This is a genomic window from Streptomyces sp. NPDC004752, from assembly GCF_053601275.1.
Genome location: NZ_JBSGBN010000074.1, coordinates 23,601 through 48,653, shown reverse-complemented (window position 1 = coordinate 48,653; position 25,053 = coordinate 23,601). Strand labels below are relative to the sequence as shown.

Genomic DNA, 25,053 nt, shown 5'->3' with positions numbered 1-25,053 from the left:
CTGGAGGACGACGTGCGCACCACCGACGAGGGCTGGGGCCTGGTCGACGATCCCGGAGGATTGTTCGGCCCAACGATCGTGCGCTGGTGCCCAACCGTTCAGTGGTTCAACGGGGACGGCTTTGCCGATCACCTTCGCTCGTTGTCGCTATACCGGAGGCTCGACCGCGACGTCCGTGAGCCCCTGCTCGACGCAATCGCCGAGCGCATCCGCACGCGGATGGGCGACCGGGCATCACGCCGTTACCTGAGCGTCCTCCGTGTCGGACAGCGCGCCGAGTGAGCCCAGTGGTGAAGGACCTGCCGAATCAGTGGCAACGGACCCACCGCACTTTCATGCCTGCCTGCCGAAAACGCCGTGGGTTCCCGGTGAAAGCACCTCAGTCACGCTGAACCCACGGCCGACGTGGCGGTCGAGTAGGAACCACGCAGAGAGTGCAGTTTGCTGTCACATGATTTGACACCCGGGTTGAGCTGGCTGTTCGCTGTGCCGCGTGGATGAGGTGAGTGACCCGCGGATGGGGTTCCTGCGCTCGGATGTGGAGCGGTACTGCCGGGAGTTGGACGGGCTGGCGCCGGCGTTGCGAATGCGGCTGCTGGAGGAGATGCGGAACGCGCTGGTGGGTGCGTTGGACGAGGCCCGGGTGGAGGCGATGGCGGCAGCCGCCGATGAGGGGTGGGGGCTGCGTCGGATCGGGGCGTTCTGTGGGATCTCGCACGAGCAGGTAAGGCGGCTGCTGGCCGAGCGGCAGACCGATGGCGGCCCGCCGGTCGTCAGCTGACGACGGTCTCCCGCGTGGTGCGCAGGGGGCGGAGTTTGCCGGCGGCGAGTTCGGGTGAAAGCCGGAAATGGTAGCGGCCGATCATGCGGATGTGGTCGTGGCCGAGCGGGGAGAGTCGGGCAAGGTCGGCGTCGGAAACGTGGTGGCCCTCGGCGCGGAGCTGGTTGACCGCCTCCTGGATATACACCGAATTCCAGAGAATGCAGGCATTCAAGGCGAGCCCCAGTGCCGATAGCTGATCCTCTTGCCCTTCTTTGTACTTTTGCCGCAGTTCGCCCTTCTGCCCGTAGAAGATGCGGCGGGCGAGTTCGTGACGGGACTCCTGCCGGTTGAGCTGGGTGTTGATCTTCCGGCGGAAGAGTTCGCTGTGGTAGTAGCGGGCGAGGAAGGCGGAGCGGTCCAAGCGGCCGATCTGCATAACCGCGCGGCCGAGCGGGCTGGGGCGCTGTAGGTTCCCAGCTCCCGTGTCCTTTTCCCACGAGCGGTGTCCCACGGCTGGCCCCCGGATGAGACACCCCAGGTCAAGAGTCCTGCGGCCTGTCTCAACTGCCGCCGGACGGCAGGGAAAAGGACACGGAAGTGAGATGAACCGGTGAGGACACTGCGTGAGACAAGCCGAATCCGCGCTGGTCAGAGCCCTGCCAGAGGACATGGGAAACGAGAACCTACAGGCGCCCCTGGCCGGAGAGGACGGGCAGGATCTGGGAGGCGCGGACGGTGCCCTCGCGCAGGGAGCCCGTGAGGCGGAGGAGGTCGTCCCAGTGGTCGGTGATGGTACGCAGCCGGATACGGCCGCCGGTGAGCGGGTTGCGCGGGCCGTAGTCGGCGGCCTGGTCGGCGCGGTAGAGCAGGGTGTTCCCGGCGTCCGCGAGGCGCGGGGAAAACTGGTAGCCCAGGAGTCGGAACAGGCCGAAGATCATTTCGGAGGCGCCCGCGGTGTCCGTGGCGATCTCGGTGGGGTTCAGCGAGGTGGGCTGGTCGAGGATGCCGTCGAGCAGGTAGAGGCTGTCGCGGCGGGTGCCGGGGATGACGATGTGGTTGAAGCCGCTGTACTGGTCGGAGAGGTAGTTGTAGAGCGTGATACCGCGGGCGGCGAAGTACTTCGGGTTCGGGCCGGAGTTGAGGACCCTCAGCGGGGTGGCGAAGCGAAGGCCGTCGGCGGAGGCGAGTTCGCCGCCGCCCCAGTGCCCGACGATGGGCAAGGTGGCCTGGTGGTCGACCAGGACCGCGTTGGCCAGGCCCAGGGTCTCGGCCCGCAGGTAGTTCTGCTCGACCCAGAACAGCTGGTCGCGGGAGCGGCCAGGCTCGTCCTCGGAGACCATCGCCTGTATCCCGATGTTGCATGCCTCGGCCACGATCACCGCTGCCAGCGAAACGATGAGATGTTCGGCGCGGCTGCTCGCCTCGGAGACGTGGTGGAAGTGGTTGAGGAACCCGGTCCAGGCGTGGACTTCGAGGAGGAGTTCGGGCAGGTCGACGGCGGGGATGCGGGCGTCGACGGCGTCGCGCAGGTCTTTGAGGCTGGCCGGTTCGGTGAGCTTGTCCAGGCCGGTGAGGACGAGGTGGTCGCGCAGTTTGCCGTTCTCGGTGCGCTGCTCGATGCGCACATGGGGGTTGTCGGCGAGCCCGGCGGCCAGGCGCCGGTAGTCGTCGTCGAGTTCGCGGCACCAGCGGTCCAGATCGACGCCCGGCTTCTCGGACAGGCCGAGGCTGCGGCACACCCGGGTACGGGCGTTCTCCCAGGTGGCGCCCTGGAGCAGGGCCTTGCGGGGGTCGCCCCACTTGTCCAGGCCGGGCACGAACACGTCGTGGCGGCGCAGGGCGCCGCGCAGGGCTTCGGCGGTGCCGACGATCCAGGCGTGCTTGTCGACGCCGCCGGCGTGCTCGCCCTCGGTGGGGAACACCCGGGTCTGCCACGTAGGTCCGAGGTGGTCGACTGGGACGGAGGGAAACAGTTCGCTCTGGCGGGACTTGGCCAGGGTCCGCTCCAGCTTGGGCAGGAACGCCAGGGCCTCCATCAGGGGGCCTGCTTCTTCGAGGCTCTCCAGGCCGAGGTGCTTGGCCAGGCGGCGCAGGGGCTGGTTGATGGTGCGGTAGCGGGCGGTCAGTTCGGCGGCGATGGTCTCGGCTTCGGGCCGGGCGAGTTCGCCGACGGTGCGCGCGGCCTGGTGCGTGGCGGTGATGTCGAGCAGGTCGAAGCCGGATCGGACGTCCTGCTCGTGGTCGGCGGCGGCATGGCTGAGGGTGATCCATGCCTCGCGCAGCATCAGGGCGGCGGAGTCCAGGTCGCCCAGGGTGCGCATGCGCTGTTTGGCGGCCAGGTTCGCGGAGGTGCGGGCGAGGTCGGACATCAGCATGTCGAAGACCTCGATCGCCTCGTCCGCGGCGCGGGTGCGCGTCGCGGCGGCGAACGCCACCAGGGTGGCCATCCTGCGCGGTTCGGCGAGGTCGGCGACCGCCTTGGCGCGGACCGAGGAGGCGTAGCGGGACAGTGCGGTGAGGCGGCCGGCGGGGACGGCGGACAGGTCCCAGGCGGAGGCGCCGAGTTTGTTGAGCTCGATGAACCGGTCGATGGCCTTGCCCGCGCCGGGGCCGGTGATGTCGCGCGGGGAGCGGCGCAGCCGGTCCAGTCTGGAGGTGCGGCGGCTGTCCTCAACCGGCAGCAGCGCGCTCAGGGCGGCGCGCTGGGCGGCATCCGGCTTGGCGGCCAGGGTGCGCCAGGTCTTGCGGTTGGTGTGCTCGCGGATGGAGGTGACCATGTGTTCGAGGACGGTGGCGCCGGGCGGCAGCACCTTGTTCTCGACCAGGTGCAGGGTGGCGAGGTCGAACAGGGCGATGGGGCGCTCGTTGCCCGACCAGCAGCGGTCCCACAGCCAGCGGGCCAGCCTCCACCAGACGTCGCCCTTGAGATCCTGGTAGCCGTACGCCTGCTTGATGGCGTTCTGGTGGTCCCAGCGGGTGCGCTCGGCGCCGTACCCGGCGAGCACCGACGCGGGGTAGCCGAGCTGCTCGGCAACGTATTCGACGACTTCAGCGGGTGCGTCCTCGGGGTTGTCCAGGAAGGTGCCCAGGAACCGCACGGTGCCGAGCTGGACGGCGTAGCCGAGCTGCGATCTCGCGCCCCGGCAGGCCATCGCCCGCCGCCGCGCCTCGCGGTCCAGGAGGAAGTAGCCGGCCAGCTGCCCGTCGTCTGGCACCTGCGTGAACGTGCCGTAGTTGCGGCGTTGTTCGTCGGTCAGGAACGCCACCCGTCCCGCCCCTCCCCGTCGCTTCTCCCCGTGCTGTGACGGCGCTCACCTTAAGTCACATGATCAGCAGACGCGGCATCGGGTCAGCGCGGCGCTGAAGGAGCTGCCGTGGGTGCAGGCGCGGCGCAAGTGTGTTGCCGTTGCGGGAGTCACGACCACCGGTACAGGGCACTCTGGACACAGGGCCGCCCGGTCGGGTGGCCGGAGGGGGGAGCTGCTCACGTGGCGTATCTGGTGGAACTTCCGCTCGGCGGAGCCGGCGGGGAGCCGGGGGAGACCGTCAGGGTGGCGATTGAGGAGCAGCCCGTGGACGGTCTGGTCCAGGTCGCCCGGCCGGGACAGGTGGTGGCACGCGCCACCCGGTCCCTCGGTGAACTGCTTTCAGGCGTACGGCCGGTGGCCGAGAACTTCGTGGACACCTTCCGCGGGATGGCGCGCGGGCCCGACGAGATCACCATCGAGTTCGGGCTCTCGCTCTCCGCCGTGGCCGATGTGGTGATCAGCAGCACCTCCGCCCAGGCCAACTTCACGGTACGGCTGACCTGGGACCGCCGGGCGCCGTGCGCCGGGACGTCGGACGCACCGTCCGGTAACCCGGTCGGCCAGGTCGCGGACTCCCCGCCCGCTGGCCTGAGCGGTCAAGTGATGGTCCCCCCGCCCAACACCCCTGGCGGCACCGCATGACCGCCCCTGTGGGGGAGCCGGACAGTACGGGACCGGGACCTGCCACGCTGGGCGCGGCCCTTCTGCGGATCAGCGATATGCGCGGCGGGCCCCGCGGCGTGGGGTTCCTCGTCACCGACGACGTCGCCTTCACCTGCGCGCATGTTATCTCCGCCGCGCTCGGCCTGCCTGACGGCGCGCAGCCGCCCGCCGCTGCGGAGGTCGTCGTTGACCTGCCCTTGGCGCATGCTCCGGCCGGCCCTGGCCCTGCGGCACCCGGCGCCCCGGCCGACCCTGGCCCCGTATCCCCGCCCCGAGTGAGAGCCCGTGTCGCGCGCTGGGTGCCCTCGCAGAACTCCGGCGCGGGGGACATCGCGGTCCTGCAACTGGTGTCGCCGTTACCGGGAGCGCGGCCGGTGCGCCTTGTCGAGGCGGGCGACACCTGGGGGCATGCGGCGCGTGCCTTCGGGTTTCCCGCCGGGCGGCCGGGAGGTGCCTGGCACTCGGGGGTGCTGCGCGCCCGGCAGGCCGGCGGATGGGTGCAGGCCGACCTCGCGGCAAGCGGACGTTACCGGGTCAGCGGTGGGTTCAGCGGCAGCCCCGTATGGGACGACGAACTCGGCGGCGTGGTTGGCATGATCACTGTGGCCGAGGCGGGTGAGCCGCCCGCCAGCTATCTGATCCCGACCGGCACGTTGCTCGCCGCTCAGCCAGGACTGCGCGCGCTCACCCTTCCCCCGTCGCCGTTCCGGGGCCTGGCCGCCTTCCGCGAGGCCGACGTGGACCTCTTCCACGGCCGGGCGGCGGAGAGCACGGAGCTGGCGGAGCAGGCCACCGGTCAGCGGTGGACCTGCCTGGTCGGACCGTCCGGCTGCGGCAAGTCGTCGCTCGCGCTGGCCGGAGTCGTGCCACGGCTGCGGGCCGATGGGTTCGCGGTGGCCGTACTGCGGCCCGCTTCCGGCAGCCGCCCCGCCGCCGCGCTCGCCGCCGCCCTGCTACCGCTGCTCGAACCGGACTTCTCCGAAACCGCCCGGCTCGCCGTACTGCCAAAGGTCACCGACCTCCTGACGCGCGGCTCGTTACCGGACGTCGTCGCCCGGGTCCTGCATCGCCAGGGGCGTGACCGTCTGCTGATCGTGGTCGACCAGCTGGAGGAGGCGTTCGGCGCCGCGCCCGAAACCGCGGCCGAACTGGCCGCCCTGCTCTTCGGTGACCGGTTACCAGAACCGGTGCACGTCCTGACCACCCTGCGCGCCGACTTCCTCGAAGCGGCCCTCGCGCACCCCATGACAGGATCCGCGCTGCACCGCGGCGTCTACGCGCTCGGCCCGCTGGAGCCGGGACAGTTGCGGGAGGTCGTCACGGCTCCGGTCGACGCGGTACCCGGGGTCGAGTACGAGTCCGGGCTCGTCGAACGCGTCCTCACCGACACCGGTGACGCCCCGGGCGCCCTGCCGCTGCTCGGCTTCACTCTCGACCAGCTCTGGCTGCGGCAGACCGGCGGCCTGCTCACCCACCGGGCGTACGAGGATCTCGGCGGCGTCACCGGCGCCCTCGGCCGGCACGCCGACAAGGAGTGGACCGCGCGGGTGCCCGCGGCGGACGAGCCGGCGGCCCGGCGTCTGCTCACCACACTGATCCGGGTGCCGCTCGGCTCGACGGCCGCCACCCGCCGGACGGCCCGGCGCACCGAACTGGACGACGCGCAGTGGCGGATCGCGCAGCGACTCGCCGATGCCCGGCTGCTGGTCACCGGGAGCAGCCCCGAAGGCACCGAGACGGTGGAACTCGCCCATGAGGCGCTGATCGGCGGCTGGCGGCGGCTGGCCGCGCAGGTAGCCGAGGACCGGGCGTTCCTGGTCTGGCGGGAGATGCTCCGGCACGACCTGGACCGCTGGGAGCGCGGCGGGCGGGCCGACGATCTGCTGCCGGGCCCCGCGGCGCTGGCCGCGGCCGACCCCTGGCTGCGCGAGCGCTCCGCCGACCTCAGCGCCGAAGAACGCGCCTACCTGGACCAGGGACGCGCGCACCAGCGCTCCCGCGCCCGCAGGCGTCGTACGTTCCGGTCGGGCCTCGCCCTCGCCTCCGTGCTGGTGCTCGTCCTCGGCTCGCTCTTCGGCTACTACCGGCACGTCAGCGACGAGCGCGCCTCGGAGTCCGCCTCCCGCGCGCTCGCCCAGTACTCCGCCGACCAGGCCGACGGCGACCCCGTGCTGGCGGCACAGCTGGCCCTCGCGGCATACCGCGCGGCGCACACTCGCGAGGCACGGGACGCGCTGCTGCGGGCGTACCTGGCGGACAACTTCTCCGACCGTGTCCTGACAGGACCTCAGGACGCTCCCATCGGCACCGGGGACATCATCACCGGCGACGCCGACGCCGTGCAGACGAGCCTCGACGGAGACGTGGTGCTCGCCAGGTCGTCCGGCGGCCGCGCCACTTTCTTCGTGCACGCCACCAGCGGCCGGATCCGCAGCCAGCACATCGATCAGGGGGTCCAGATCGCCGCTCCGCTGGTCTCGGGCAACGGGCGGCAGGCCGGGTTCGTCGCCCTGAACGGCGAGCTGATCTGGTACGACGTCCACCGGGGCGGCACCGACGAGCACCTGCTGGGGCCCGCGCACCGGCTGCCCGCCGTGTCCGGCGTGAGCGATCAGGCCTACGACGGCTACAAGGCGGTGCTGTCCAACGACGGCCGATTCGCCGCCGCCCTCGGCCGTAAGGACCTGCTGTGGTGGGACCTGGACGCGCCGGCCGGGACCAGGCGGAGCGGCCGGCTTCCGGCGCCGTCCGACGTGACGCACGGCATCCGGCTCGCACCCGACAGCCGCACGCTGGTCGTGGAGGTCACTTCGGCGAGCAAGGACGGCTACAGCGACGGGGTGCTGACGATCGACCGGATCACGGGCAGGACCCGGACGGTGGTGGCGGGCAAGGGCATCCAGGGCGTGAAGATCTCCGGGGACGGGACAGCCGTGGCGGTCTGTGCGCAGCACGGCTACGGGGCCGACGTCACCATATGGCGGCAACCCGTCGCGGACGGGACGCCCAAGAGCCGGCCGCCCGGTTACACGGAGAAGCACCTCGATTGCGACGCGATGGAGAGCGTCGACGCCACCGGCCGCCACGTCGCGCTCAAGGAAAGCGGCTGGGAGAACCTGGTCGACCTGGAGCGGCGCACCATCGCGGCCAGCGCCGGGCGGACGCTCGACGCCGATGGGCTGAGCCCGTACCCCGTACTCGGCACCGTCGGCGGTCAGCCCGCGCTGATCGGCGTGGGCAGAAACCGCGTGATCTACTCCCGGCTCTCCGCACCCAACCGGATCGTCCCGGCCGGCGCGATGGACCTCACCGACGACGGCCACAAGGTGGTCGTGACGCTCGCGGACGGCTCGCGCATCGGGATCCTGCCCCTCGGCGCCTCGAAACCGACGGTCAGGGTCTACCGACCCAAGCCGTACTGGCAGCCCAAGAACTGGGACCTCATCCAGTTCGACCACGCGGGGAAGCACCTGGCGGAACGGGTCGGCAGCAACCGCGTCATGATCCGTACGGTCGCCACGCTCCGGCCGGTCCACGAGATCGCCACCGCGCCTCTGCCGGATGGCAAGGGGGACATCAGCTACTTCTTCGAGCGGTCGGGGAGTCTGATCACGGTCTCCGGCACGGTGATCCAGCGCTGGGACACGGCCGACGGACGGCAGCTGGCGCGATACGACGCCAAGGCCCTCCACCCGACCTGGGAAAACGCTTCACCGAACCTGATGGTGGCCCGATACCCCGAGCCGGGCCGGGTCGCGGTCACCGTGTGGGGCAAGCGGGACATACGCGTGGTCGACCTGGCCGACGGCCGCACGGAAGCCACGCTGCGCACGGGCACGGACACCAACACCGTGAGGTTCTCCTCGGACGGCCGGTACTTCGCGCTGCTGCGCAGGGGTGGTGCGGTGGAACTGTGGCGCCGGGAACCGCTGGGCAGGGTGATGGGGCCCGTGGGACTGGGAGACGACACCGGGCAGTTCGCTCCCGGCTTCCCCACCGAGAACACGTTCCTGCTGGCCAGCCATGGCCTGATCCATCTCTACCGGCTCGGGGACCCAACCAGGGAGGAGGACGTCTACGACCTCGGCCCGTCGCCCCCGTCATACAAGCCGTACACCTTCCGGGCCGTCTCGGGCGACGGCCGGACCCTGCTGTACACCGACGGCTACGGCCGCAGTGCCCCGCTCCGCCTGGACCCCGACGTGTGGCGCAACGCCCTCTGCGCCGTCATCGGCTACCGCGAACTGTCCAAAGAGCAACGCTCGGGGCTGCCGGTCGAGGTACCGGAACGGCCACTCTGCCCGGAGCCGGCGCCCGGCACCGCCGAGCCGAATCCCGGTCGGCCGGAACTGATGTGAGCTACAAGGGGCGCGACTGCTGCGGCGCCTTCGGGTCGCCGTAGAAACGGCCGCGAAAACAACGGATCTCCCTGACCAGCAGGGATAGGCGTGAGGTGCTGGTCAGCCTTCCTATCCGACGGGCCCGGCAGCGGCTTCGCGGTGCTTGCGTAGTTCCCGGTACAGCGTGGAGCGGCTGACGCCGAGTTCGGCAGCGACCTGTTCGGGGATTGCGCCGTCCTTGATCCTCTGGGCGGCTCCGGCTCGGGTGGTGGCGTTGAGCTTCGCGGGGCGGCCGGTCGGTAGTCCGCGGGCTTCTTTGGCGGCGCGGGCGCCGGCGGCGCGCTCCAGCATGTAGATCCGTTCCATCTGCGCGAACATCGCCAGCAGCGCGATGGCCATGTCGGTGCCGGGCCCCGGCTCACTGGTGTCCACGGCAAGATTGTCGCCGAGCGTGCGCAGGAAGACGCCGCGCTCGGTGAGGTCGTGCACGAGGTTCAGGGTCTCGCGCATGTTGCGGCCCAGCCGGTCCAGGGTGAGCACATTGATCCGGTCCCCGGGTCGGGCGAAGCTGAGCAGAGCGGCCAGTCCTTCGCGTGGTGCACGGCCGCGGCGACCTCCTTGCGGTGCGAGGCCACCCCGATCACCCCCACCGCGTCCGCCGCGGTCCGGGCCTTGGGTCTCGGCACGTGGCGCACCCGGTGGGGGACGCCCCGAGCGATGAGGAAGCCGCGGGGTACCTGGCTGATCACCACGGCGTGAAGCCGGTGCAGACCCCTGATCACCGCTCCATGCGAACACAGCGCGAGGGGAGCGGGGTTCGCGTCATCCCAGGCCCCGCACGCCATGTCGTGTGCGAGGCGGCGCGCGTGGTCCACATCCGGATCAGGCCGGCACCCGGTCTCCCGCGTCAGCGCCAGTAGCCGCTGCGCCCCGGTCGGCGTGACGACCTGCACGGTGAGCTCGGGCAGCACGGGCCTGCTCATGAACCGTTCCCTTCCGATGTGTTCTGCGGTTGGTCCCATCCCAGCAGCCGCAGCCTTCCCGTCATGCCTCGGCCACATCCCCCACACAGCGATCACCCGATCGAGACTCTGAATTGCCCTCACTGCAACCGAGTTGCACTGAGGGCAATTCGATCGGTAGCGTGGCAGCATGCCGAACGACCTGGAAACACCGAAGAGCACTCTCGAGGTCCTGCGAGGATCCGTGGAGGCGCTGCTTAAGGTCGCCGGCCAGGAGCAGAACGAGCTGGCCGACGGAATCGGCTTGCCCAACTACACCGTCAGCCGCCGCCAGTCGGGCCGCTCGCCGTGGACCTTCGACGAGGCCGACGCCATCGCACAGCACTTCGGCATCCCGACGCTCACACTCCTTGCTGGGTCGGAAGACGCCTGCGAGGCATACGCCAGCAGCCGGGGAAGCAAGGTGACGCAGCTCATCGCCATCCGCAATGAGGCGTCGGCCACCACCGACGCGCCGACCACACCGGCCTCAACCGCGTCGCCGGAGCCGCAGAGCAGCGAACCCGCGCCTGCTCCGGCCGACGACGTCACCGAGCTGCCCGCCCCGGCACCCTGCGTGCTGTGCCAGCTCCCGGCCACCACCGCCCTCGAAGGGTTCCCCCAGCACGTCTCCGCCGACGAGTGCGCAGCAGCGGCAAGCGCCGCCCAGCCGCAGGAATCTCCGGCCGAGCCCCAAGGGAACCAGGAGACCCACCACAGCGAACCCGCCCCGGCCCGCGAGCCCGACGCATCCCGGCGTCCGCGTCCGTCGCGCGAGGGGCGTCCCTCCCGCCCCCGCCAGGAGCGCAGCGACACCAAGGACGCCGGTGTCGCCTTCCTGCGCCGCAACATCCAGGACGCGCTCGAACAGCACGGCGGTGACCTGGAGGCGGCCGAGGCATTCCTTGTCCGCAAGGCCATCCCCCACGCGATGGAGCTCCTCGACCTCACCCGCCGCGGCGGCCGCTACGACGTGGTCGCCTTCCCGCCCCTTCCCGACATCCTCAAGAAGCCGACCAAGGACAAGCCCGACCAGATCTGGGAAGCCCGCCCCAAGTGGAGCCGCGCCTGGGACAGCCTGCCGCCCGGTACCCACACGGTCGACGAACTCGACGTCAACGGCGCCTACCTCAGTTCCCTCAAGACTCATCTGCCGCTCGGCGAACTCACGCACAGTGAAGGCCACATCGACACCATCCAGCTGCGGCGGTCCGGCTTCCACTTCGTTACACCGGGGGAGTGGACGCACGAGCACCTTCCCAATCCGCTGGGTGCGCGCGATGAAGACGGTCCGTTGTGGATCGGGGAACCCACTCTGCGTCAGCTGAACCGCGCGGCCTCCGAGAAGTACGGGCGGCTGTGCGCTCCTCCGGAGATTCATGAGTCCTGGACGAGCGGCAGCACGGAGCACCTCCTGGAGTACGCGCGTGCTGCCCTCACCGAGGTGCGGGCCGAGGCGATCGCCGACGGCGACATCGTGGCCGAGGAGTACGTGAAGGCCATGTACTCGAAGCTGGTGTCGACCATGGGGGACTCGAACTACAACCGTGACCTGCACCGTCCCGACTGGATGCACATCATCCGCTCGCAGGCGTTCTCCAACCTCTGGGAGAAGGCGTTCAAGGCGCACGCCGCCGGGCTGCACGTCGTTAGGGTCAGTGGCACCGACGAGCTCCACGTGATCGGCGACTGGCGTGCAGCCGTCACTACAGGGCGTCGTCTCCTCTTCCCCGAAGGACGAGGCGTGACAGAGATCAAGCCCAAGAACCAGCGGACGATCACGATCGGCTCGGAGGCGTAGAAGTGCCCGACAGGAACATCGACTTCGGCCACTACAGGGCGATGGGGGAGCTCAGCAGCCTCGCCGCCGCCCGCGTCCTGGACAATCTCGCGGGCGGCATCACCTCCCCGGTGACCACGCGCCGCGGCCTGACGGCGCGACTGCGTTACATGACCCGCTCCGAGCACGCCCGCAACCTCATGGCCAGCGAGGGCCTCAACCCCAGCCGCGAGACCCTGTCGAAATGGCTGGACGGAACCCAGCACCCCAAGCTGGCCAACCTCGTCCTGATCGACCGGACCTACCGGCGGATGCGCCGCCATAACGTGGCCCGCTACCTCCTCCAGCGACTCAATGCCGGCGGCGGCACCCGCGTCGAGATCCACCCTGCCGACGACACCTTCGTCCAGGACCGCCACCGGCGCCGCGACAAGCAGATGCGCAAGATCAACATCAGGAAGTGGGACCGCATCATCGAAGCCTGGGCGGACGGAGCCTGGGAGAAGGGCAATGAGAAACCTCTCGACAATGCATGGGTCGACGAGCTGCGCGACGCGATCGGATCAGACTGGGGTGCCTACGAGTACACCAAGTCGCTCGGCTTCAACGCCTGACATCCCGGCCGCCTCTGACGGACAAGGACTCCGAGCCATGCTCTTCACACGCATCAGCGCCCAGACGACGGTACGGAACCTTGACCCACAGACATCCGACCGGCTCAAGGCAGCGCTCGCCGAGCTCGGCCTGGGCGAGTCGCTCCCGGAACCCGTCCACCACGCCTTCGTCCGCCCTCAGTGGCGCTACCGGCTGGTCTACCGCGCCACGACAGTGATCTTGGAATGCGCGGCCGCTCACCGGGAACATGCTGAAGGCGGCACCCCCGACCTCGCGCCTCTCGCCCGAGCCAGCCGCCTGGCGTGCGACGACATCAGCCGCGTGCACTGGATGCGCGGCACGATCCCCTTCGACCGGCGCCACCGCATCGACGCCGTACACGCCCACGCCCGCCGCGTCGTCAACCGCGTCCAGTGGGCCGAGACGAGCCTGGACGCCAACCCAGCAGCCAACTTGCCTCCCTATGCCCGCCGTTGGCTCACCATCGCCGACCGATACCTGGTGGGCCGGATCGGCGCCCTCCTCGACGACGTTGAGTGGTCGACACCACGCCGCACGTAGGCGCCCGCCCCACTCCCGTCCCGGGCTGCACGAACCATGCCAGGACACCAAACAACCCCAGCCGAAACGGAAACGAGGCAGGTCTCTACATGAGCGGATTCATGCCGGGCGGAGCAGTCGACCCGGAGATCCGGGGCACCTTCCGAGTGGATGCAGACGAATACATTTCACGGAACGCCGGCGGGTTCATTTCCTGTCCGCCCTCCGTCATCGCCCGCTGTGCAGCCCATCGAGTCGCGCCCGAATCACTGACACTGCCAGCCGGATACAGCCAAGAATCCCTTGCCCAGATCATGGCAATCACGGGGTTCGTCGATCAGGACGTACGCATCTCAGGACGGCAGGCAGAGGAACTCGCGCAGATGGGCGAGCAACTGCTGAAACTGCACAGCGCAGGCAAGGTGCAGCCTCCCCTCGGGCCCTTCGAGGAGCAGTCAGTCGCTCACCTGCTTGACACCGTGTCGTGGGCGAGAGAGTAGACCGCGGAGATCCCCGAAGCCACGACCCCGTCACCTGAGCACACCGCCAGCTCCCATCACCCCCAACCCGGGCGACACAGCGCCCGGCCACCGACCATCCCAGGCCCCGCCCATTGGGCGGGGCCTGAGGCGTGCCGCGCTGATTCCTCTACCAGCCCCACGGCCCGATGGTCCGTCCAAGCCCTCGTTGGCACTTGCGGCACTAACCGACCCGCTTCCTACCGTCTGGCAACCAGGCGCCCCACCGATCTTGAGTGAGCCCCAGCGGGCCCCAGTCGGCTGGTGATTTTGCGCCGCCCCCAGGTTCCGTAGGAGAGCTTCCATGCTGGCGAAATCCGTCATGTCCCGCGCCCGCCGCCTTGCCACGAGCATCACCAAGGGCCGCACGGCGATGACCAACTGGTTCGGCCGCAGCACGCCGTCCGCCCCTCAGCCCTTGCGCCATGAGCTCCACCGTGCCGCCCGCTTCTGGCCGGTCGAGTCCGCCGGCTTCGACGGAGAGGACACCCTTCCCGCGCTCGAGCTGGGTGGCGTCCTCGTCTACCTCGACGCTGACTCCGCCGAACTCCGGGTCAGCGCCGACCTCGACACCGTCGACCAGCGTCTCGTCCGTCACGACGATCCCGACGAGACCGTCCCGATGCACATCACCGTCCAGGGCGACACCGTCTTCCGCGCCTGAGCCGCGAGCAATCACTCCCGCTCCCGGCCGCCTGCCCGGCTCGCCCCTCTCGGCCAGCCAGCATCCGCGTGGTGCTCGCCCGCACCGCCCGTCACTCAGCGCCACAGGCCGCGACACCTCGAACTTCCAGAGGACACCACCCATGCGCACATTCCCCCTCACCTGGCAGGACAAGTCACCCCACACCGAGCAGGAGTTCTCCGGCAACTGGCCCGGCCCCCCTGTTCAGCCTCAGCCCCTCGATCATGCGAGGCGAAGGGTTTTCCCTGACAACTCAACTCCCCGTACGCATCCCACAGCACGGCGCCTTCCCCTCGAAGCAGGAAGCGAAGGACACCGCTCAACGTCTCTTCGACCGGTTCGTCGCCCGCATCGCGCCCACCACCAGCGCAAACCCTCCCGCCACCGCCCTGGTCGAGGTCCTCAAGGTCCTCACGCCCCCGTTGCCCACCGACCACCGGCCGACCGACGCCACCCACCACCGAGTTGAGCAGCCGCGGAACGCCCCACCGGGAGACAGGTGACTCAGCCGGACAGTACGTAGTCGTGGACCTCCCGGACTCCCACGTGATGCACTTCCACAACCCCTTGAGCTCCGACTACGGCTACGACTGGGACATCACCGACGCCACGGCGCAGCAGGTCCTCACCGGCACGCTGAGGCTCGGAGCCGCCGAGACAGCCCACCGCATTCACTCCCTCCTGAACATCCTGGGCTGAGAGCAACCGTCCGCTCCGGGCACCGGGACTCACCGGCCTCCCGCGAAGCCACCCGCCCCACCACCCGTCTCCAGCCCGGGCCCGCACACTCTCGTGCGGGCCCGGGCGCCGTTCCAACCGGCGTCCCCTGCCCTCCACTCCGCAACCGGGACTGGTCAAAACAGGGACCGGTGGAGGAGTTGCGACGCTTGGCGGGCGCCCTCCGACAGTGCGCTCCACCGGGCCGCCGCTCCGCGATGCGCCCGTCGTCACCGATCGACGACAGGAGCCCCATGTCCTCGCAGTCACCCCTTCAAGTCACCATCTACGACTCTCCCGAACACGAGCACCCCGCCGTCCGCCGGGCCATCGAGTCCTTCGGCCTCGCCACGGACTGGGGAATGCACGCCGGACGCGCCAGGACCACACCGGCCTCCCTCCGGCTGGGGGAGAGCTACGGCAGCCACCACGCCCCTCTGGGCGCCTCCGACGACCTGGCCGCTCGTCTGCGAAAGGACGCGCCGGACACCGCATTCCTGCTCTGGCAGGACCCGTACTTCGAGGAGGCCGACGGCCACTACGTCGCGTACGTGCCCGGGGTTGGCGGCTTCGAGAGCGCGTGCAACGCCAACGGGTCCCCTCACATCGCGCTCTCCGAACTCATCGTCAGCCTGCACCAGACGCCGGCCCTGACGACCGGGCAGTGGCTCGCCGGACCCGGGGAGGCCATCCTCGGCACTCGCGTGAGGAAGGTTATCGCCGACTATGAACGGCCGTATGCGGCAACATAGTTGAGCGATCGAGAGCGCATTGGTGCAGTGAGGTGAGGGGTGTTCCCCGCGGGGAACACCCCTCACCGTTTGCCCCACCGCACCGCGACGGATGTTCAGGCACCGGTGCCGATCGCAGTCGCCATGAGCGCGCTGACGCTGCGGCGCTCCCTCCCGGGGCGGCCGTCGTGCGCTGGCCCTGACCGGCATCCTCTGGCTTCGCCGACGAAGTTGCACAGCTAACTGCCTCCCGCGTGACGTTCGCCGAGCAGCAGCGAGTAGGCCGCGCAACCATTCCAGCGGACAGGAGCACCTACTTCATGATCAACTCAGTTGTCTCGGGTGAACGGCGCAGGATCACTGTCGATCTGCCGAGCAACCAGCACTTCATCGACATGTTCGGCAAGCAGCGGGCCATCGCACAGGTCGCCCTCAGCTTCACCGATACCGCGCTGAAGGCGGTCCGCCTCACCGCCGACGACGGCGAGGACGCATACGTCAGCCGGGCCGATCTCGATGACCTGGGCAGTTGGCCGGACTGGCTCCGCGACGTGATCACCGAGCACCGCCCCAGTCCCTTCGGAACCGGGCAGCAGCTCGCCGATGCACTCCTCGCCGCCCTGTGTGAGGAAGCGAAGGATCGCGCTGCACACGCCGACGCAAGCGACGGCTCCCTGCTCGCCTGGCTCGACGGGCTTGAGCCGACCGAGGCCCTGAGCAAACTGGACGAGCTCGGCCTTCTCACCGGCTCCCTCCTGCGAGCGGCCAAGGACGCGCTGACGTACCTCGATCGGCGCACCTACGGATCGGCGATGCGCCAGCAGGACTGACCGCACCACCCTCACCGGCACAGGACGTTCCCGGACCGCCCTCTTCTGGGCGGCTCCGGGGACGTCCTTTTGTCTGCCCAGCCGCTCGCGGGCGCTGCCATCACACGCGGCCTCCGGGGGTCACCGCGTTGGTGGACCGTTCCGAGCAGGTGCCACGCGAGTGATTCCGCCTGGCGGAGCGCCCTGAAAGAACCCGGTGCAGCCGGGCGGGAGACTCCCGGCCCACCGCCCACCCGACAGGCTCAGTCCTGCAACAGCAACACGGCGTACGAAGCCAACGACAACGCACGCCACGAGACCACCGGCAAAACCCAGACCGTTCCCTTCGCAGCCCGGGCAGCCGCCCACGAGCTGCCCTTCCCGAGCGAGGCCACCGCACCCTTCCTCGTCCAGACTGCCCGCCTTGCGGTACGCACCATGAGCTACAACATGCAGCCCTGCCCGCTCGCCGTCGAGCTTCCCGCCGGGCACTTCGGCAACACCCCCGCATGGCTCGCCCACCAGGCCGCCGCCCGCTTCCGCGACGGGGCCACCCACAACGAACCCCGCTACGACACCCCCGCTCTGCGGGCGGTCCTCCACCACCTCGCCGCCCTTCAGACACCCGCCGCCGGAGACTGGCTCAGCCTGTACCTCACCGACCCGCCGGCCGACACCACCGGCCGGGCCCTGGACCCGGACCCCGTCCGCGAAGGCTCCCCGTCCACGACGTGATGCCCGGCGCTGTCATCCCCGGGGGAGCAGGTGCAACCCATCGCCGACCTGCCCGACGCCGACGAGTACGTAGCCCAGTTGGGCACTGCGGGCACCTGGCGCTTGCCCCACCACGATGAACCCGAGACCTGACACACCGGCCGCACCCCCGGCCCGCAGCCCTCTGCGGGCCGGGACGGCTCCACGCGGGTGCGCCGCCGTCCAGACGTTGGGTCACCACGTGCCGGTCGGCCAACAGCGCTTCGACCGGCGCCCGCCATCCCGGCCGCATCACGCCGCCAGAGCGCCACCGCACCGGCCGGTTCCGCCCGAACTTCGGCGCCCTATCCCCGCGCCGACGGCCTGGCTTTCGGAGCCACCACCCAGACGCACCACGTCCAAGGAGACGCCCGTGCCCAGCTCTGCCAACATGCAGCCCGTTCTCGCCCGCCCGTCTTCACCCCAGCTCCAAGACGTCCTGCCGACCAACGACCTCGGCGAGTTCCCCACCGCGACGCCATGGTGCCAGCGGTGGCGGGACCGACGGCACTCATGGCGGCACACCAGCGCCGGCGGATTTGACCCGCGCCACTACATCGTGGAGCCGCTCGCCGTGCGCACGGCCAAGGAGTTCGTACTCCGGCACCACTACTCCGGCTCCTCCGGCGGCCAAGAAGACGTTCGGCCTGTTCACCATCTCCGACGGCGAACCACGACTGAGCGGAGTGGCCGTGTTCGGGCTCTCCGTCAGCAAGGCCGTTCTCGAGCGCGTACTGCCCGACCTGGAGCCCAATGTCGCCGCGCTGGAGTGCTCGCGGTTCGTGCTGCTGGACGAGTGCCCGGGGAACACTGAAACCTGGCCCGCACCTTCGACGCCCTGCTCACCTCGGACGTGCGGGGTGTGGTGTCCTTCGCGGACCCCGTACCAAGACGCACCAATAAGGGCGAACTTGTATCTATCGGGCATTCGGTGACGATCTATCTGGCTTATGCAGGTTCGGACACGTCCAACGTCGGGTGTGAGGGTTGTCCATTGCGCAGGAGGGACGCATGTGTCCGCTTACGCCAGAGACAGCGGCCTCGCGTCGCGGTAACCGTGTGTGACAGGTACTATCCCCACCCTTGACAGGTCTGCTGCTTGCCCCGCCGTGTACGGACCGCTGGCGAAGTCGGCTGACCCTTACTGATCTTGGGGTCACTCACCTGGCGGTCGATGGCGGGGCTACTGCCAGTGCTGGGCACCCCACGCGGAAGTGTGCGTCGGATCTACGGCGGCATGGGTTATTGCTCAAGTCCATTGTTTCCCAAGACGGTTGCCATCGCATTGCCCGGCCGCTCAGACTGCCGTCCATGCCAGACAGCAACCGCATTCTGCTCCTGCATCTCGACATCGACGAGGGGCGGGTGGTCATCGCACGGAACGACCCGGACGACGCGCGCCATGTGGTCGTGATGGTTCCCGGCGTCAGTATGGGGGCGCAGGCCATGGACCGGCAGCTGAAGCGAGCGGAGGAGCTGTTCCGCAAGTTCGCTTCGGGACCGGACGACGACACGCTTTCCGTCATCACCTGGGCCGACTACGTGGCGCCTCGGTCGCCCCAGGAGGCCCGGGACGCGGCGTCCGCCGCCACCGGTGCCCCGCGGCTCGCGAGGTTCCTCGCCGGACTGCCCGCTACGGCGGAGCACTACGGACGTTGGCGTGCTCCCGCGAGGGTCACCGTGATCGCACACGGCTACGGAGGGCTCGTCGCGGGTCTCGCGGCGCGGGAGCACGACCTGGACGCCGCTGCGCTGGTGTTTCTCGGATGCGCGGCGGTCGGTGTCGAGACGGTGGGCGCTCTGCGCTACAAAGGCCCGGTCTACGCCACATCACCCGATGTCAACGGCGACGGAACCCCCGTCGGCGTGCACGGACCGCGGCCCGACAGTCCCGGGTTCGGGGCGACGGTCCTGCGATCCGGCCCGCTGTCGTTCCAGGGTGATCCGGTGATCCGGTACCTGCCGGAGCTGCGTCGGATCATCCTGGGTGAGGCCTGAGCGTGGTCAGGCGCCGAAGTGCAGGTGCGATGCCCACAAGGACGGAGTGCCGGGGTAGTTGTCCCGCTGCGAGCGGACGGCCCGATGCAGGGAACGCGCCGCACGGCCGAGGTCGAGCTTCCCGGTGCGTGTGTCGCGAAGCCCCGTGTAGAAGTCGTCGGTGATCTCGACGGCAATCTCGTCGTCCACTTCCCACAGCGTCCCGACGACCTGTGGGAAGCCTGCTGCCTGCAGTCCCCCGGCCAGGTGCATGCCCTCGCCCAGTAGGCGCTCGGCCGGGTTGAGGGCGGTGTGGCAGGCGGAGAGATAGGCGAGCTGTGCGCCGTCGAGGTTGATGGCGTTGAGATCGGCGACGGTCAGCGGGTTCTGTTCGTGGTCGTGCAACAGGAGCCGGCTGGCCGCCGGGTCATCGATGTCGTAGCTGCCGTGGCAGGCGAAGTGCGCGACGGCGCGGCCGGGGAGGTCCGCGAGGACCCGGTCACGGTCCGGCTCGGTCAGGACGAGGGGGGCGGGCAGGATGTCCGCCAGCAACTCGGTCTCGTCCGGGACGTTCCGTAGGTCCGGCAGGCCCGGGGTGGTAGGCATGGCGACGATCAGCGAAGTGTGCGCGCAGGTGCCGGCCGCCGTCTGTCGCCGTCGCGCGTGACGCAGCGTCCGGATGGTGGGCGTGTAGGAGGACACGACGCGGTCCATGACCGTCCGGCCGCTCGTGGGATCGTCGTGGTGGCCGGCGGCGTGCAGCGGTAGCAGGCTGAGGAATCCGCCAGGCGCCCACCACAGTCGGGGCCACGGTGTGCCGTCGGCCGGGGGGCCGTGGTGGCCGAGCGCATCGAGGACCGGGCCGGTGATGTTGTCCCAGAGCCACTTCAGGACCGTGGTGATGGTGTACTGCGCCGCGACGCGGTCTCCGGCCGGGTCCTGGGCTTCGCGCAGCGCGACGTGGAAGGCGTTGACCTGGTCGATCACCGTGCTCGCGGTGACGGCGGGCAGGTGCAGCGAGGTGATGCCCTCCCGTGTGAGCAGAAGGGCGTCGGCGCGGTACGCGACGTTGAAGCTGACGATCGGGCCCTGGTCGGCGACGGCGAGAAGTTCGTCGGCCGTGGGAGGCAGGGAGAAGGTGGCGAAGCCGTCCAGGCACCGGATCTCGCGAAGCGTCGCTGCCAGCTCCGTGGCTGCCCCGATGCGGTCGCTGTCGCCGGGCAGTGCCGGGTCCGCGTCCCGGTCCAGAACGTCGATCAGAGCTGTGAAGCGTGCTGCCAGCTGAGGGTGGGCCTCCTGGAGCCCGGTCAGGTCCCCACGGGTGTCGAGGAGTTGGCCGAGCAGCACAGCGCGGCCCGCTTCCAGCAGTGACAGGGCGCGGCGCGCGCGCTCGCTCGGCGGCCTGGTCGGCTCGGCCAGGGACAGAGCCGCGGCATCGTCGGCGAGTCCTGTGGCCGACTCGATGGCACCCTGCTGCTCGGCGCGGCGCATCCGGCGCGGCGCCACCTCAGGCAGCAGGTGGACTGCGGTTTCCAGGAGGTCGGAGGCGAGCGCCAGATCCTCCGGTCCCGGTGTTGCAGGAGCTGCCGCGGCCAACCATGCGCCGGCCTTCGCCCCGTGAACGCGTAGCCGTGGCGCCGCGGCAGGGGAGCGGACCAGCTCCGACAGGACGCGAAGCGCCTCTGCGCGATCCTCTTCGCGGCCGGTCTCGCCGTCGGCATCACTTCCGCGACGGTGGGTGATCCGGGTCACCAGTACTTCCCCGAGAACCAGCAGCCACTTCGGCCGGGAAAGGGCATCGTCGTCGGCCTGGAGGGCTTGACGCGCGGCATCCACGGCCTCGTCGATGTCTGTCGTGTACGGGTGCAGCTTGAAGCGGGTCTCCAGCACTTGGCAGAGGTTGCCGAACGCTTCTGCCCGTCTGTCGCTGTCCGACGCGATCTGTGTCGCGCGGCGGCCCAGCTCGATGGCTTCCTCGAGATCAGCCTCGTTCCGGTCCGCCAGGAACCGGTCTTGCATGGCGGAGCTCAGGTACCCCAGATAGACGGCGTTCTCCGGATCCAGCGCAAGGGCCTGCCGACACGTTGTCACGGCTTCGTCGAGGTCCGCCCGGTTGCCGGTCCGGTGGTAACGGAGTTGGAGCGCGTAGCTGAGCGAAGCCAGCTTCCTGGCGTGCTCCGTACCGTCGGCGCTCGTAGTCGCGGCCGCTTCCCGCCGCGAGGCCACTATGGCGTCCACGTCGGCCTGCACGTAGGTCCATTCGAACCGTCGTGTCAGATAGGCCCCGAGCAGGCGCCGCACCTCGGTCCGACCCGGCTCGTCATCGTCCCACGGGTCCGTCCAGATGTCCGTGGCGCGTAGCTGGAAACTGCCACGAGGCCGGCTCGCCCGTGGCCGGGATTCCGAGGTCGTCGCGGCAGCGGCACGCCGGACGAGGGCGATCGCCGCATCCAGGTCGTCCAGACTGCCGACCCGTCGCGCGCGAGCGTCCAGCACGACCGCCATGCTGATCAGCAGTCCCGGCGCGGGTTCGGGCTGTGCGACGGCGGTGAAGGTTCGGGCGATGTCCGACGCCTCGTCCAGGTCGGATCGCGCGCTGGAGTGATCGTAGCGGCGCTGCAGTGCGCAGCTGAGATCCGACTGGCAGGACATGCGCTCGGCGTCGGTCGCCGCGGCTGCCAGGGCGTCGCGTAGGACAGAGATGGCGTCGTCCAGGTCCGCCGGCGTCCCGCGGACTTGGAAGCGGTGGAACAGGGCCTGAGCCAGCCGGGAGAGGCGCTCGGACAGGTCCGCGCTGTCGGCCGCGGTCGCCTCGGTGATCGACCGCCGGATGACGATCACCTCGTCCAGGTCCTCGGACGCACCGGAGAGTTGAAAACCCGCCCACAGCGCGTGATCGAGCTGGAGCAGGGCGGAGAGGTGGGCCTGGTCCGCCACTGCCGAGATCGCGACGGCGCGACGGGCAAGAGCGGTGGCTTCGATGAGGTCCGCCGTTGTCCCGGACGCCTCGTGGCGGACCCGCAGCGCGGTACTCAGGCTGGTGAGCAGCGGCGCGCTGCCGGGAACGGCGTGGACGGCCTGCCGGTTGAGCGCGACCACGTCATCGATGTCTGCCGTATCGCCGGTGCGGGCGAACCGCGCGGATAGGAATTCGGCGAGGCGTAAGAAATCGTGGACGCGGGAGTCGTGCTCCGCGGGCCTGATGTCGACAAGGCGGCGCGAGACCACGATGGCCTCGTCCAGATCGGCTTCTGACGCAGTCAGTTCGAACGTGTCGCGCAGCACGTCTGCGAGGTTCGACAGGCACATGGCTTCATCGGCCTGTCCTTCGCCAGCCAGTACAGCCTGACGCGCGACGCCCAGCGCCTCGTCGAGATCCTCCGGCGAGCGGGTGAGTTCGAAGCTGTCATGCAGCGACCTGGCCAGGTTGTGCAGGATCGCGGCCAGTCTCGGGTCGTGCGGGTCGGCTGCTGCGACGGCTTGCCGGGACGCTCGTGCCGCCTCCGCCGCGTCCTCCGGCCTGCTCTCACGCCGGAAGCGCAGACTCAGCACTCCGCTGAGGTTTGTCGCCGCGGCGGCCACCCCGCTGTGACCTGCCGCAACAGCGACGGCTTGGCGTGCGACGGCGATGGCTTCGTCCAGATCCGCCGCATCGTGAGTGCGCTCGTACCTCAGCTTGAGAGCGGCCCCCAGGTTCGAGAGATACATCCCCAGGTCCTGGTCGTCCGCGCCGAGTTGCACGGCGCCGCGGCCGGCGGCCAGCGCCTGGTCCAGATCCGCCAGCGCATCGGTGCGCTGGGAGCGGGTAGCCAGCACACCGCAGACTATCGCCAGCCGCTGCGCCCGCTCTGGATGCCCTTGCGGGGTGGCGTTCACCACATGGATCCATTGATCGACCAGATCCGAGAGCAGACGTGTATCCGGGCCGAGCATCGCATGGTTCAGCATCGCGGGAAGTCGCAACGCGGCCTCGTCGGCCACCGTGGGAAGCAGCAGTTCGGGGAAGTCCACCCAGCCGATGGCGATCGAGGCCGCGGCCAGCAGGTCCAAGGCCTCGTCGACCAAGGCCTGACGCCGTCCGTGCGGCGCGGCTTCGGCCTGATACCACTTCAGCCAGCCCAACACATGCCTGGCTGGGATGTCCGGGTGCTCTTCCTCATCGAGGCTTCTTGCCAGGCTGTCTGCCATCGCGATCACACCGGGGGACCATGCCGGTGACGGATCGCCGGTCGCTCGGATCCGCTGCACGAACTCCCCCAGCAACCCCAGCAGTTCATCGCGTCCCATCAAGCCCTCCTCGTGGCACGGTGTCTCAGCGTACGATGGCGGCGACCCACAGCGCTCGGGCCCGCTGACGGCGACAATCCGGGAGAAGGCCAGTGGCACGCGGAGGTAGGCGGACGGCGGAACAGATCGCCGACGGCATTGCACGCGTCTGCGAGAACGTCGAACAGATCCGCGCCACACTGGAACGCGGCCCGGCAGACGACCTGCGGCAACTCGACGAACTGCTCACCGCCCTGCACGACGGCACGGATCCCGCCGACCTGCTCGAAACCGTTCACCGCGCGCTGCGGCGGGCACAGGACGCCATGGGCGTCTTCGGGCGCGTCCGTGACGCGTCGATGGTGACCTTGGCCGGGATCGATGCCGGACTGCCCGGCGAACCGGTCCTGCTCTGTCCTCGCGCCGATCATCCGTGCGCCCGTTACGCCTGGCCGGGGCCGGAAAGTACGCCCGTCTGCCATGTGACGGGCACTCCCCTCCGGCGCACGACACTCACGACGTGACGGATTTTCTCGGCGGGTTCGGCACCGAACTCAGCAAGAACCTCGCCGACAAGTGGGTGAGCCTGCTGGCACTGCCCGGGGCCCTGTATCTCATGGTGTTCACGGCCGGACGAGCCCTCGGTTACTCCCACGCACTGGATGTCCCGCTCCTGATCCGGCACATCACCGCCTGGGCCCATGATCCGGCGGTCACCACAGCGGGCGGCCAGGTCATACTGCTCGCGGCCGTCCTCGCGGCGTCCGTGGCGACAGGTCTGTCGGCCCGCGTCCTGGGAGCGGTGATCGAACGGGTGGCACTGGCAACAGACTGGCGCTCGTGGCCGCGCCCAGCGCGTGCCCTCGCGCGACGCCGGACCCATCGTCGCCGGAACCGGTGGGACGAGGCACACCGGGATTACAGCGTCCGGTGGAAGGAGGCCGCGCGCGCACAGGCACTGAACCGTCCCCACGACCCGGGGCCGCGGCAAGCCGCGCTCCACACCAGGACGGCGATCTCCGCGGAACGCCCGGACCGTCCGACTTGGAGCGGTGACCGAATGCACTCTGTTTCCGTGCGGCTGCAGCGTGACCATCGCCTGGACCTGGCCCAACTCTGGCCGCACATGTGGCTGATGCTTGGTGATGAAGCGCGCAACGAGATCACCGCGACACGCACCGCCATCGCCCGTGCCACCGAACTCGGCGCCTGGGCAGTGCTGTACGCACTGCTGGCGTTCGAATGGTGGCCCGCGGGCATCGTGGGGGTGTTGCTGGGGGCGACCGCCTGGCGGCGCACTCGCGACACGACGGATTGCTACGCCCAGCTTGTGGAAGCAGCCGTCCGCCTGAATGTCCACGACCTCGCGCAGCGGCTCGGAATCGACCACGCCGGGACGCTGTCCCCCGACGCCGGTGAACGGTTCGGTGAGCTGCTCGGCTCGGCGCCACCGATAGATCCTGATGCACGGTTGGAGTCCGGCTGATCGGATTGGAAATCAGTCGGCTTGAGGATGCCTCCACCCTCTGGCGCCTCTTCGGGGTACTAGGCGCGCCGCGGGCCATCTGTCGTTGATCTAGATAGCGC

21 protein-coding genes and 1 pseudogene are annotated in these 25,053 nt (G+C 69.7%); 17 read left to right on the top strand and 5 right to left on the bottom strand.

From position 1 onward, the window contains the following. Together ACWEKM_RS27785 and ACWEKM_RS27780 are read left to right on the top strand one after the other, a co-directional pair. Window positions 1–282, top strand: a pseudogene (locus ACWEKM_RS27785) (hypothetical protein); the annotation flags it as partial. Between the two features lie 211 nt (window positions 283–493). Further along, on the top strand, window positions 494–781 hold the full coding sequence (locus ACWEKM_RS27780; protein WP_451623975.1) for a hypothetical protein: 288 nt from the start codon (window positions 494–496) through the stop codon (window positions 779–781). Here ACWEKM_RS27780 and ACWEKM_RS27775 read toward each other — a convergent pair. Further along, window positions 774–1,433, bottom strand: coding sequence for a Tn3 family transposase (locus ACWEKM_RS27775; RefSeq protein ID WP_451623974.1), 660 nt, complete (start codon window positions 1,431–1,433; stop codon window positions 774–776). The genes ACWEKM_RS27780 and ACWEKM_RS27775 overlap by 8 nt on opposite strands. A gap of 13 nt (window positions 1,434–1,446) precedes the next feature. Further along, on the bottom strand, window positions 1,447–4,029 hold the full coding sequence (locus ACWEKM_RS27770) for a Tn3 family transposase (RefSeq protein ID WP_451623973.1): 2,583 nt from the start codon (window positions 4,027–4,029) through the stop codon (window positions 1,447–1,449). Between the two features lie 222 nt (window positions 4,030–4,251). Between ACWEKM_RS27770 and ACWEKM_RS27765 the strand changes: the two genes are divergently transcribed. Together ACWEKM_RS27765 and ACWEKM_RS27760 are read left to right on the top strand one after the other, a co-directional pair. Further along, the gene (locus ACWEKM_RS27765; protein WP_451623972.1) at window positions 4,252–4,713 is read left to right on the top strand and encodes a CU044_2847 family protein; all 462 of its coding nucleotides are present in this window, start codon (window positions 4,252–4,254) and stop codon (window positions 4,711–4,713) included. Then, window positions 4,710–9,092 (top strand): nSTAND1 domain-containing NTPase, encoded by a 4,383-nt coding sequence (locus tag ACWEKM_RS27760; RefSeq protein ID WP_451623971.1) that lies wholly within the window; start codon window positions 4,710–4,712, stop codon window positions 9,090–9,092. Before ACWEKM_RS27765 ends, ACWEKM_RS27760 begins: the two co-directional genes overlap by 4 nt. A gap of 111 nt (window positions 9,093–9,203) precedes the next feature. On the opposite strand, the gene ACWEKM_RS27755 is transcribed toward ACWEKM_RS27760, so the two are convergent. Both ACWEKM_RS27755 and ACWEKM_RS27750 read right to left on the bottom strand, forming a co-directional pair. Next, window positions 9,204–9,650 carry a recombinase family protein gene (locus tag ACWEKM_RS27755; protein ID WP_451623976.1) on the bottom strand — a complete coding sequence of 149 codons (447 nt, stop codon included), beginning with the start codon at window positions 9,648–9,650 and terminating at the stop codon, window positions 9,204–9,206. Next, window positions 9,569–10,057, bottom strand: coding sequence for a hypothetical protein (locus ACWEKM_RS27750; protein WP_451623977.1), 489 nt, complete (start codon window positions 10,055–10,057; stop codon window positions 9,569–9,571). The genes ACWEKM_RS27755 and ACWEKM_RS27750 overlap by 82 nt, the downstream gene beginning before the upstream one ends. A gap of 169 nt (window positions 10,058–10,226) precedes the next feature. Here ACWEKM_RS27750 and ACWEKM_RS27745 point away from each other — a divergent pair, with 169 nt between their 5' ends. The 11 genes from ACWEKM_RS27745 to ACWEKM_RS27695 all read left to right on the top strand — a co-directional run bounded on the left by ACWEKM_RS27745 (window position 10,227) and on the right by ACWEKM_RS27695 (window position 19,221). After that, window positions 10,227–11,876 (top strand): hypothetical protein, encoded by a 1,650-nt coding sequence (locus ACWEKM_RS27745; protein WP_451623970.1) that lies wholly within the window; start codon window positions 10,227–10,229, stop codon window positions 11,874–11,876. A 2-nt stretch (window positions 11,877–11,878) separates the two neighbouring features. After that, entirely contained in the window at window positions 11,879–12,469 is a 591-nt protein-coding gene (locus tag ACWEKM_RS27740) for a transcriptional regulator (protein ID WP_451623969.1), read from the top strand. Between the two features lie 37 nt (window positions 12,470–12,506). After that, on the top strand, window positions 12,507–13,031 hold the full coding sequence (locus ACWEKM_RS27735; RefSeq protein WP_451623968.1) for a hypothetical protein: 525 nt from the start codon (window positions 12,507–12,509) through the stop codon (window positions 13,029–13,031). 89 nt (window positions 13,032–13,120) lie between these two features. Next, window positions 13,121–13,510 (top strand): hypothetical protein, encoded by a 390-nt coding sequence (locus ACWEKM_RS27730; RefSeq protein WP_451623967.1) that lies wholly within the window; start codon window positions 13,121–13,123, stop codon window positions 13,508–13,510. Between the two features lie 322 nt (window positions 13,511–13,832). After that, window positions 13,833–14,192 carry a hypothetical protein gene (locus ACWEKM_RS27725; RefSeq protein WP_451623966.1) on the top strand — a complete coding sequence of 120 codons (360 nt, stop codon included), beginning with the start codon at window positions 13,833–13,835 and terminating at the stop codon, window positions 14,190–14,192. Between the two features lie 245 nt (window positions 14,193–14,437). After that, window positions 14,438–14,716, top strand: coding sequence for a hypothetical protein (locus ACWEKM_RS27720; protein ID WP_451623965.1), 279 nt, complete (start codon window positions 14,438–14,440; stop codon window positions 14,714–14,716). Window positions 14,717–14,738: 22 nt separating this feature from the next. Further along, window positions 14,739–14,912: a hypothetical protein gene (locus tag ACWEKM_RS27715; protein ID WP_451623964.1), complete on the top strand. Its 174-nt coding sequence runs from the start codon at window positions 14,739–14,741 to the stop codon at window positions 14,910–14,912. A 272-nt stretch (window positions 14,913–15,184) separates the two neighbouring features. After that, window positions 15,185–15,682: a hypothetical protein gene (locus ACWEKM_RS27710; RefSeq protein WP_451623963.1), complete on the top strand. Its 498-nt coding sequence runs from the start codon at window positions 15,185–15,187 to the stop codon at window positions 15,680–15,682. A gap of 299 nt (window positions 15,683–15,981) precedes the next feature. Then, window positions 15,982–16,491, top strand: coding sequence for a hypothetical protein (locus ACWEKM_RS27705; RefSeq protein ID WP_451623962.1), 510 nt, complete (start codon window positions 15,982–15,984; stop codon window positions 16,489–16,491). A gap of 417 nt (window positions 16,492–16,908) precedes the next feature. Continuing rightward, window positions 16,909–17,205 carry a hypothetical protein gene (locus ACWEKM_RS27700; RefSeq protein WP_451623961.1) on the top strand — a complete coding sequence of 99 codons (297 nt, stop codon included), beginning with the start codon at window positions 16,909–16,911 and terminating at the stop codon, window positions 17,203–17,205. Between the two features lie 1,329 nt (window positions 17,206–18,534). Continuing rightward, window positions 18,535–19,221: an alpha/beta hydrolase gene (locus ACWEKM_RS27695; RefSeq protein WP_451623960.1), complete on the top strand. Its 687-nt coding sequence runs from the start codon at window positions 18,535–18,537 to the stop codon at window positions 19,219–19,221. A 6-nt stretch (window positions 19,222–19,227) separates the two neighbouring features. Here ACWEKM_RS27695 and ACWEKM_RS27690 read toward each other — a convergent pair whose 3' ends face one another. Beyond that, window positions 19,228–23,487, bottom strand: a complete 4,260-nt coding sequence (locus ACWEKM_RS27690) for a CHAT domain-containing protein (protein WP_451623959.1) — start codon at window positions 23,485–23,487, stop codon at window positions 19,228–19,230. A 92-nt stretch (window positions 23,488–23,579) separates the two neighbouring features. Here ACWEKM_RS27690 and ACWEKM_RS27685 point away from each other — a divergent pair, with 92 nt between their 5' ends. Both ACWEKM_RS27685 and ACWEKM_RS27680 read left to right on the top strand, forming a co-directional pair. After that, window positions 23,580–23,990 (top strand): hypothetical protein, encoded by a 411-nt coding sequence (locus ACWEKM_RS27685; protein WP_451623958.1) that lies wholly within the window; start codon window positions 23,580–23,582, stop codon window positions 23,988–23,990. After that, on the top strand, window positions 23,987–24,952 hold the full coding sequence (locus ACWEKM_RS27680) for a hypothetical protein (RefSeq protein ID WP_451623957.1): 966 nt from the start codon (window positions 23,987–23,989) through the stop codon (window positions 24,950–24,952). The genes ACWEKM_RS27685 and ACWEKM_RS27680 overlap by 4 nt, the downstream gene beginning before the upstream one ends. The last annotated feature ends 101 nt before the right edge of the window (window positions 24,953–25,053 follow it).

Bases quoted from the DNA above. Each gene is read 5' to 3' on its own strand.
- ACWEKM_RS27775 (WP_451623974.1), bottom strand. From the start codon at position 1,433: ATGTCCTCTGGCAGGGCTCTGACCAGCGCGGATTCGGCTTGTCTCACG.
- ACWEKM_RS27760 (WP_451623971.1), top strand. From the start codon at position 4,710: ATGACCGCCCCTGTGGGGGAGCCGGACAGTACGGGACCGGGACCTGCC.
- ACWEKM_RS27750 (WP_451623977.1), bottom strand. From the start codon at position 10,057: ATGAGCAGGCCCGTGCTGCCCGAGCTCACCGTGCAGGTCGTCACGCCG.
- ACWEKM_RS27745 (WP_451623970.1), top strand. From the start codon at position 10,227: ATGCCGAACGACCTGGAAACACCGAAGAGCACTCTCGAGGTCCTGCGA.
- ACWEKM_RS27735 (WP_451623968.1), top strand. From the start codon at position 12,507: ATGCTCTTCACACGCATCAGCGCCCAGACGACGGTACGGAACCTTGAC.
- ACWEKM_RS27730 (WP_451623967.1), top strand. From the start codon at position 13,121: ATGAGCGGATTCATGCCGGGCGGAGCAGTCGACCCGGAGATCCGGGGC.
- ACWEKM_RS27725 (WP_451623966.1), top strand. From the start codon at position 13,833: ATGCTGGCGAAATCCGTCATGTCCCGCGCCCGCCGCCTTGCCACGAGC.
- ACWEKM_RS27720 (WP_451623965.1), top strand. From the start codon at position 14,438: ATGCGAGGCGAAGGGTTTTCCCTGACAACTCAACTCCCCGTACGCATC.
- ACWEKM_RS27710 (WP_451623963.1), top strand. From the start codon at position 15,185: ATGTCCTCGCAGTCACCCCTTCAAGTCACCATCTACGACTCTCCCGAA.
- ACWEKM_RS27705 (WP_451623962.1), top strand. From the start codon at position 15,982: ATGATCAACTCAGTTGTCTCGGGTGAACGGCGCAGGATCACTGTCGAT.
- ACWEKM_RS27700 (WP_451623961.1), top strand. From the start codon at position 16,909: ATGAGCTACAACATGCAGCCCTGCCCGCTCGCCGTCGAGCTTCCCGCC.
- ACWEKM_RS27695 (WP_451623960.1), top strand. From the start codon at position 18,535: ATGCCAGACAGCAACCGCATTCTGCTCCTGCATCTCGACATCGACGAG.
- ACWEKM_RS27690 (WP_451623959.1), bottom strand. From the start codon at position 23,487: ATGGGACGCGATGAACTGCTGGGGTTGCTGGGGGAGTTCGTGCAGCGG.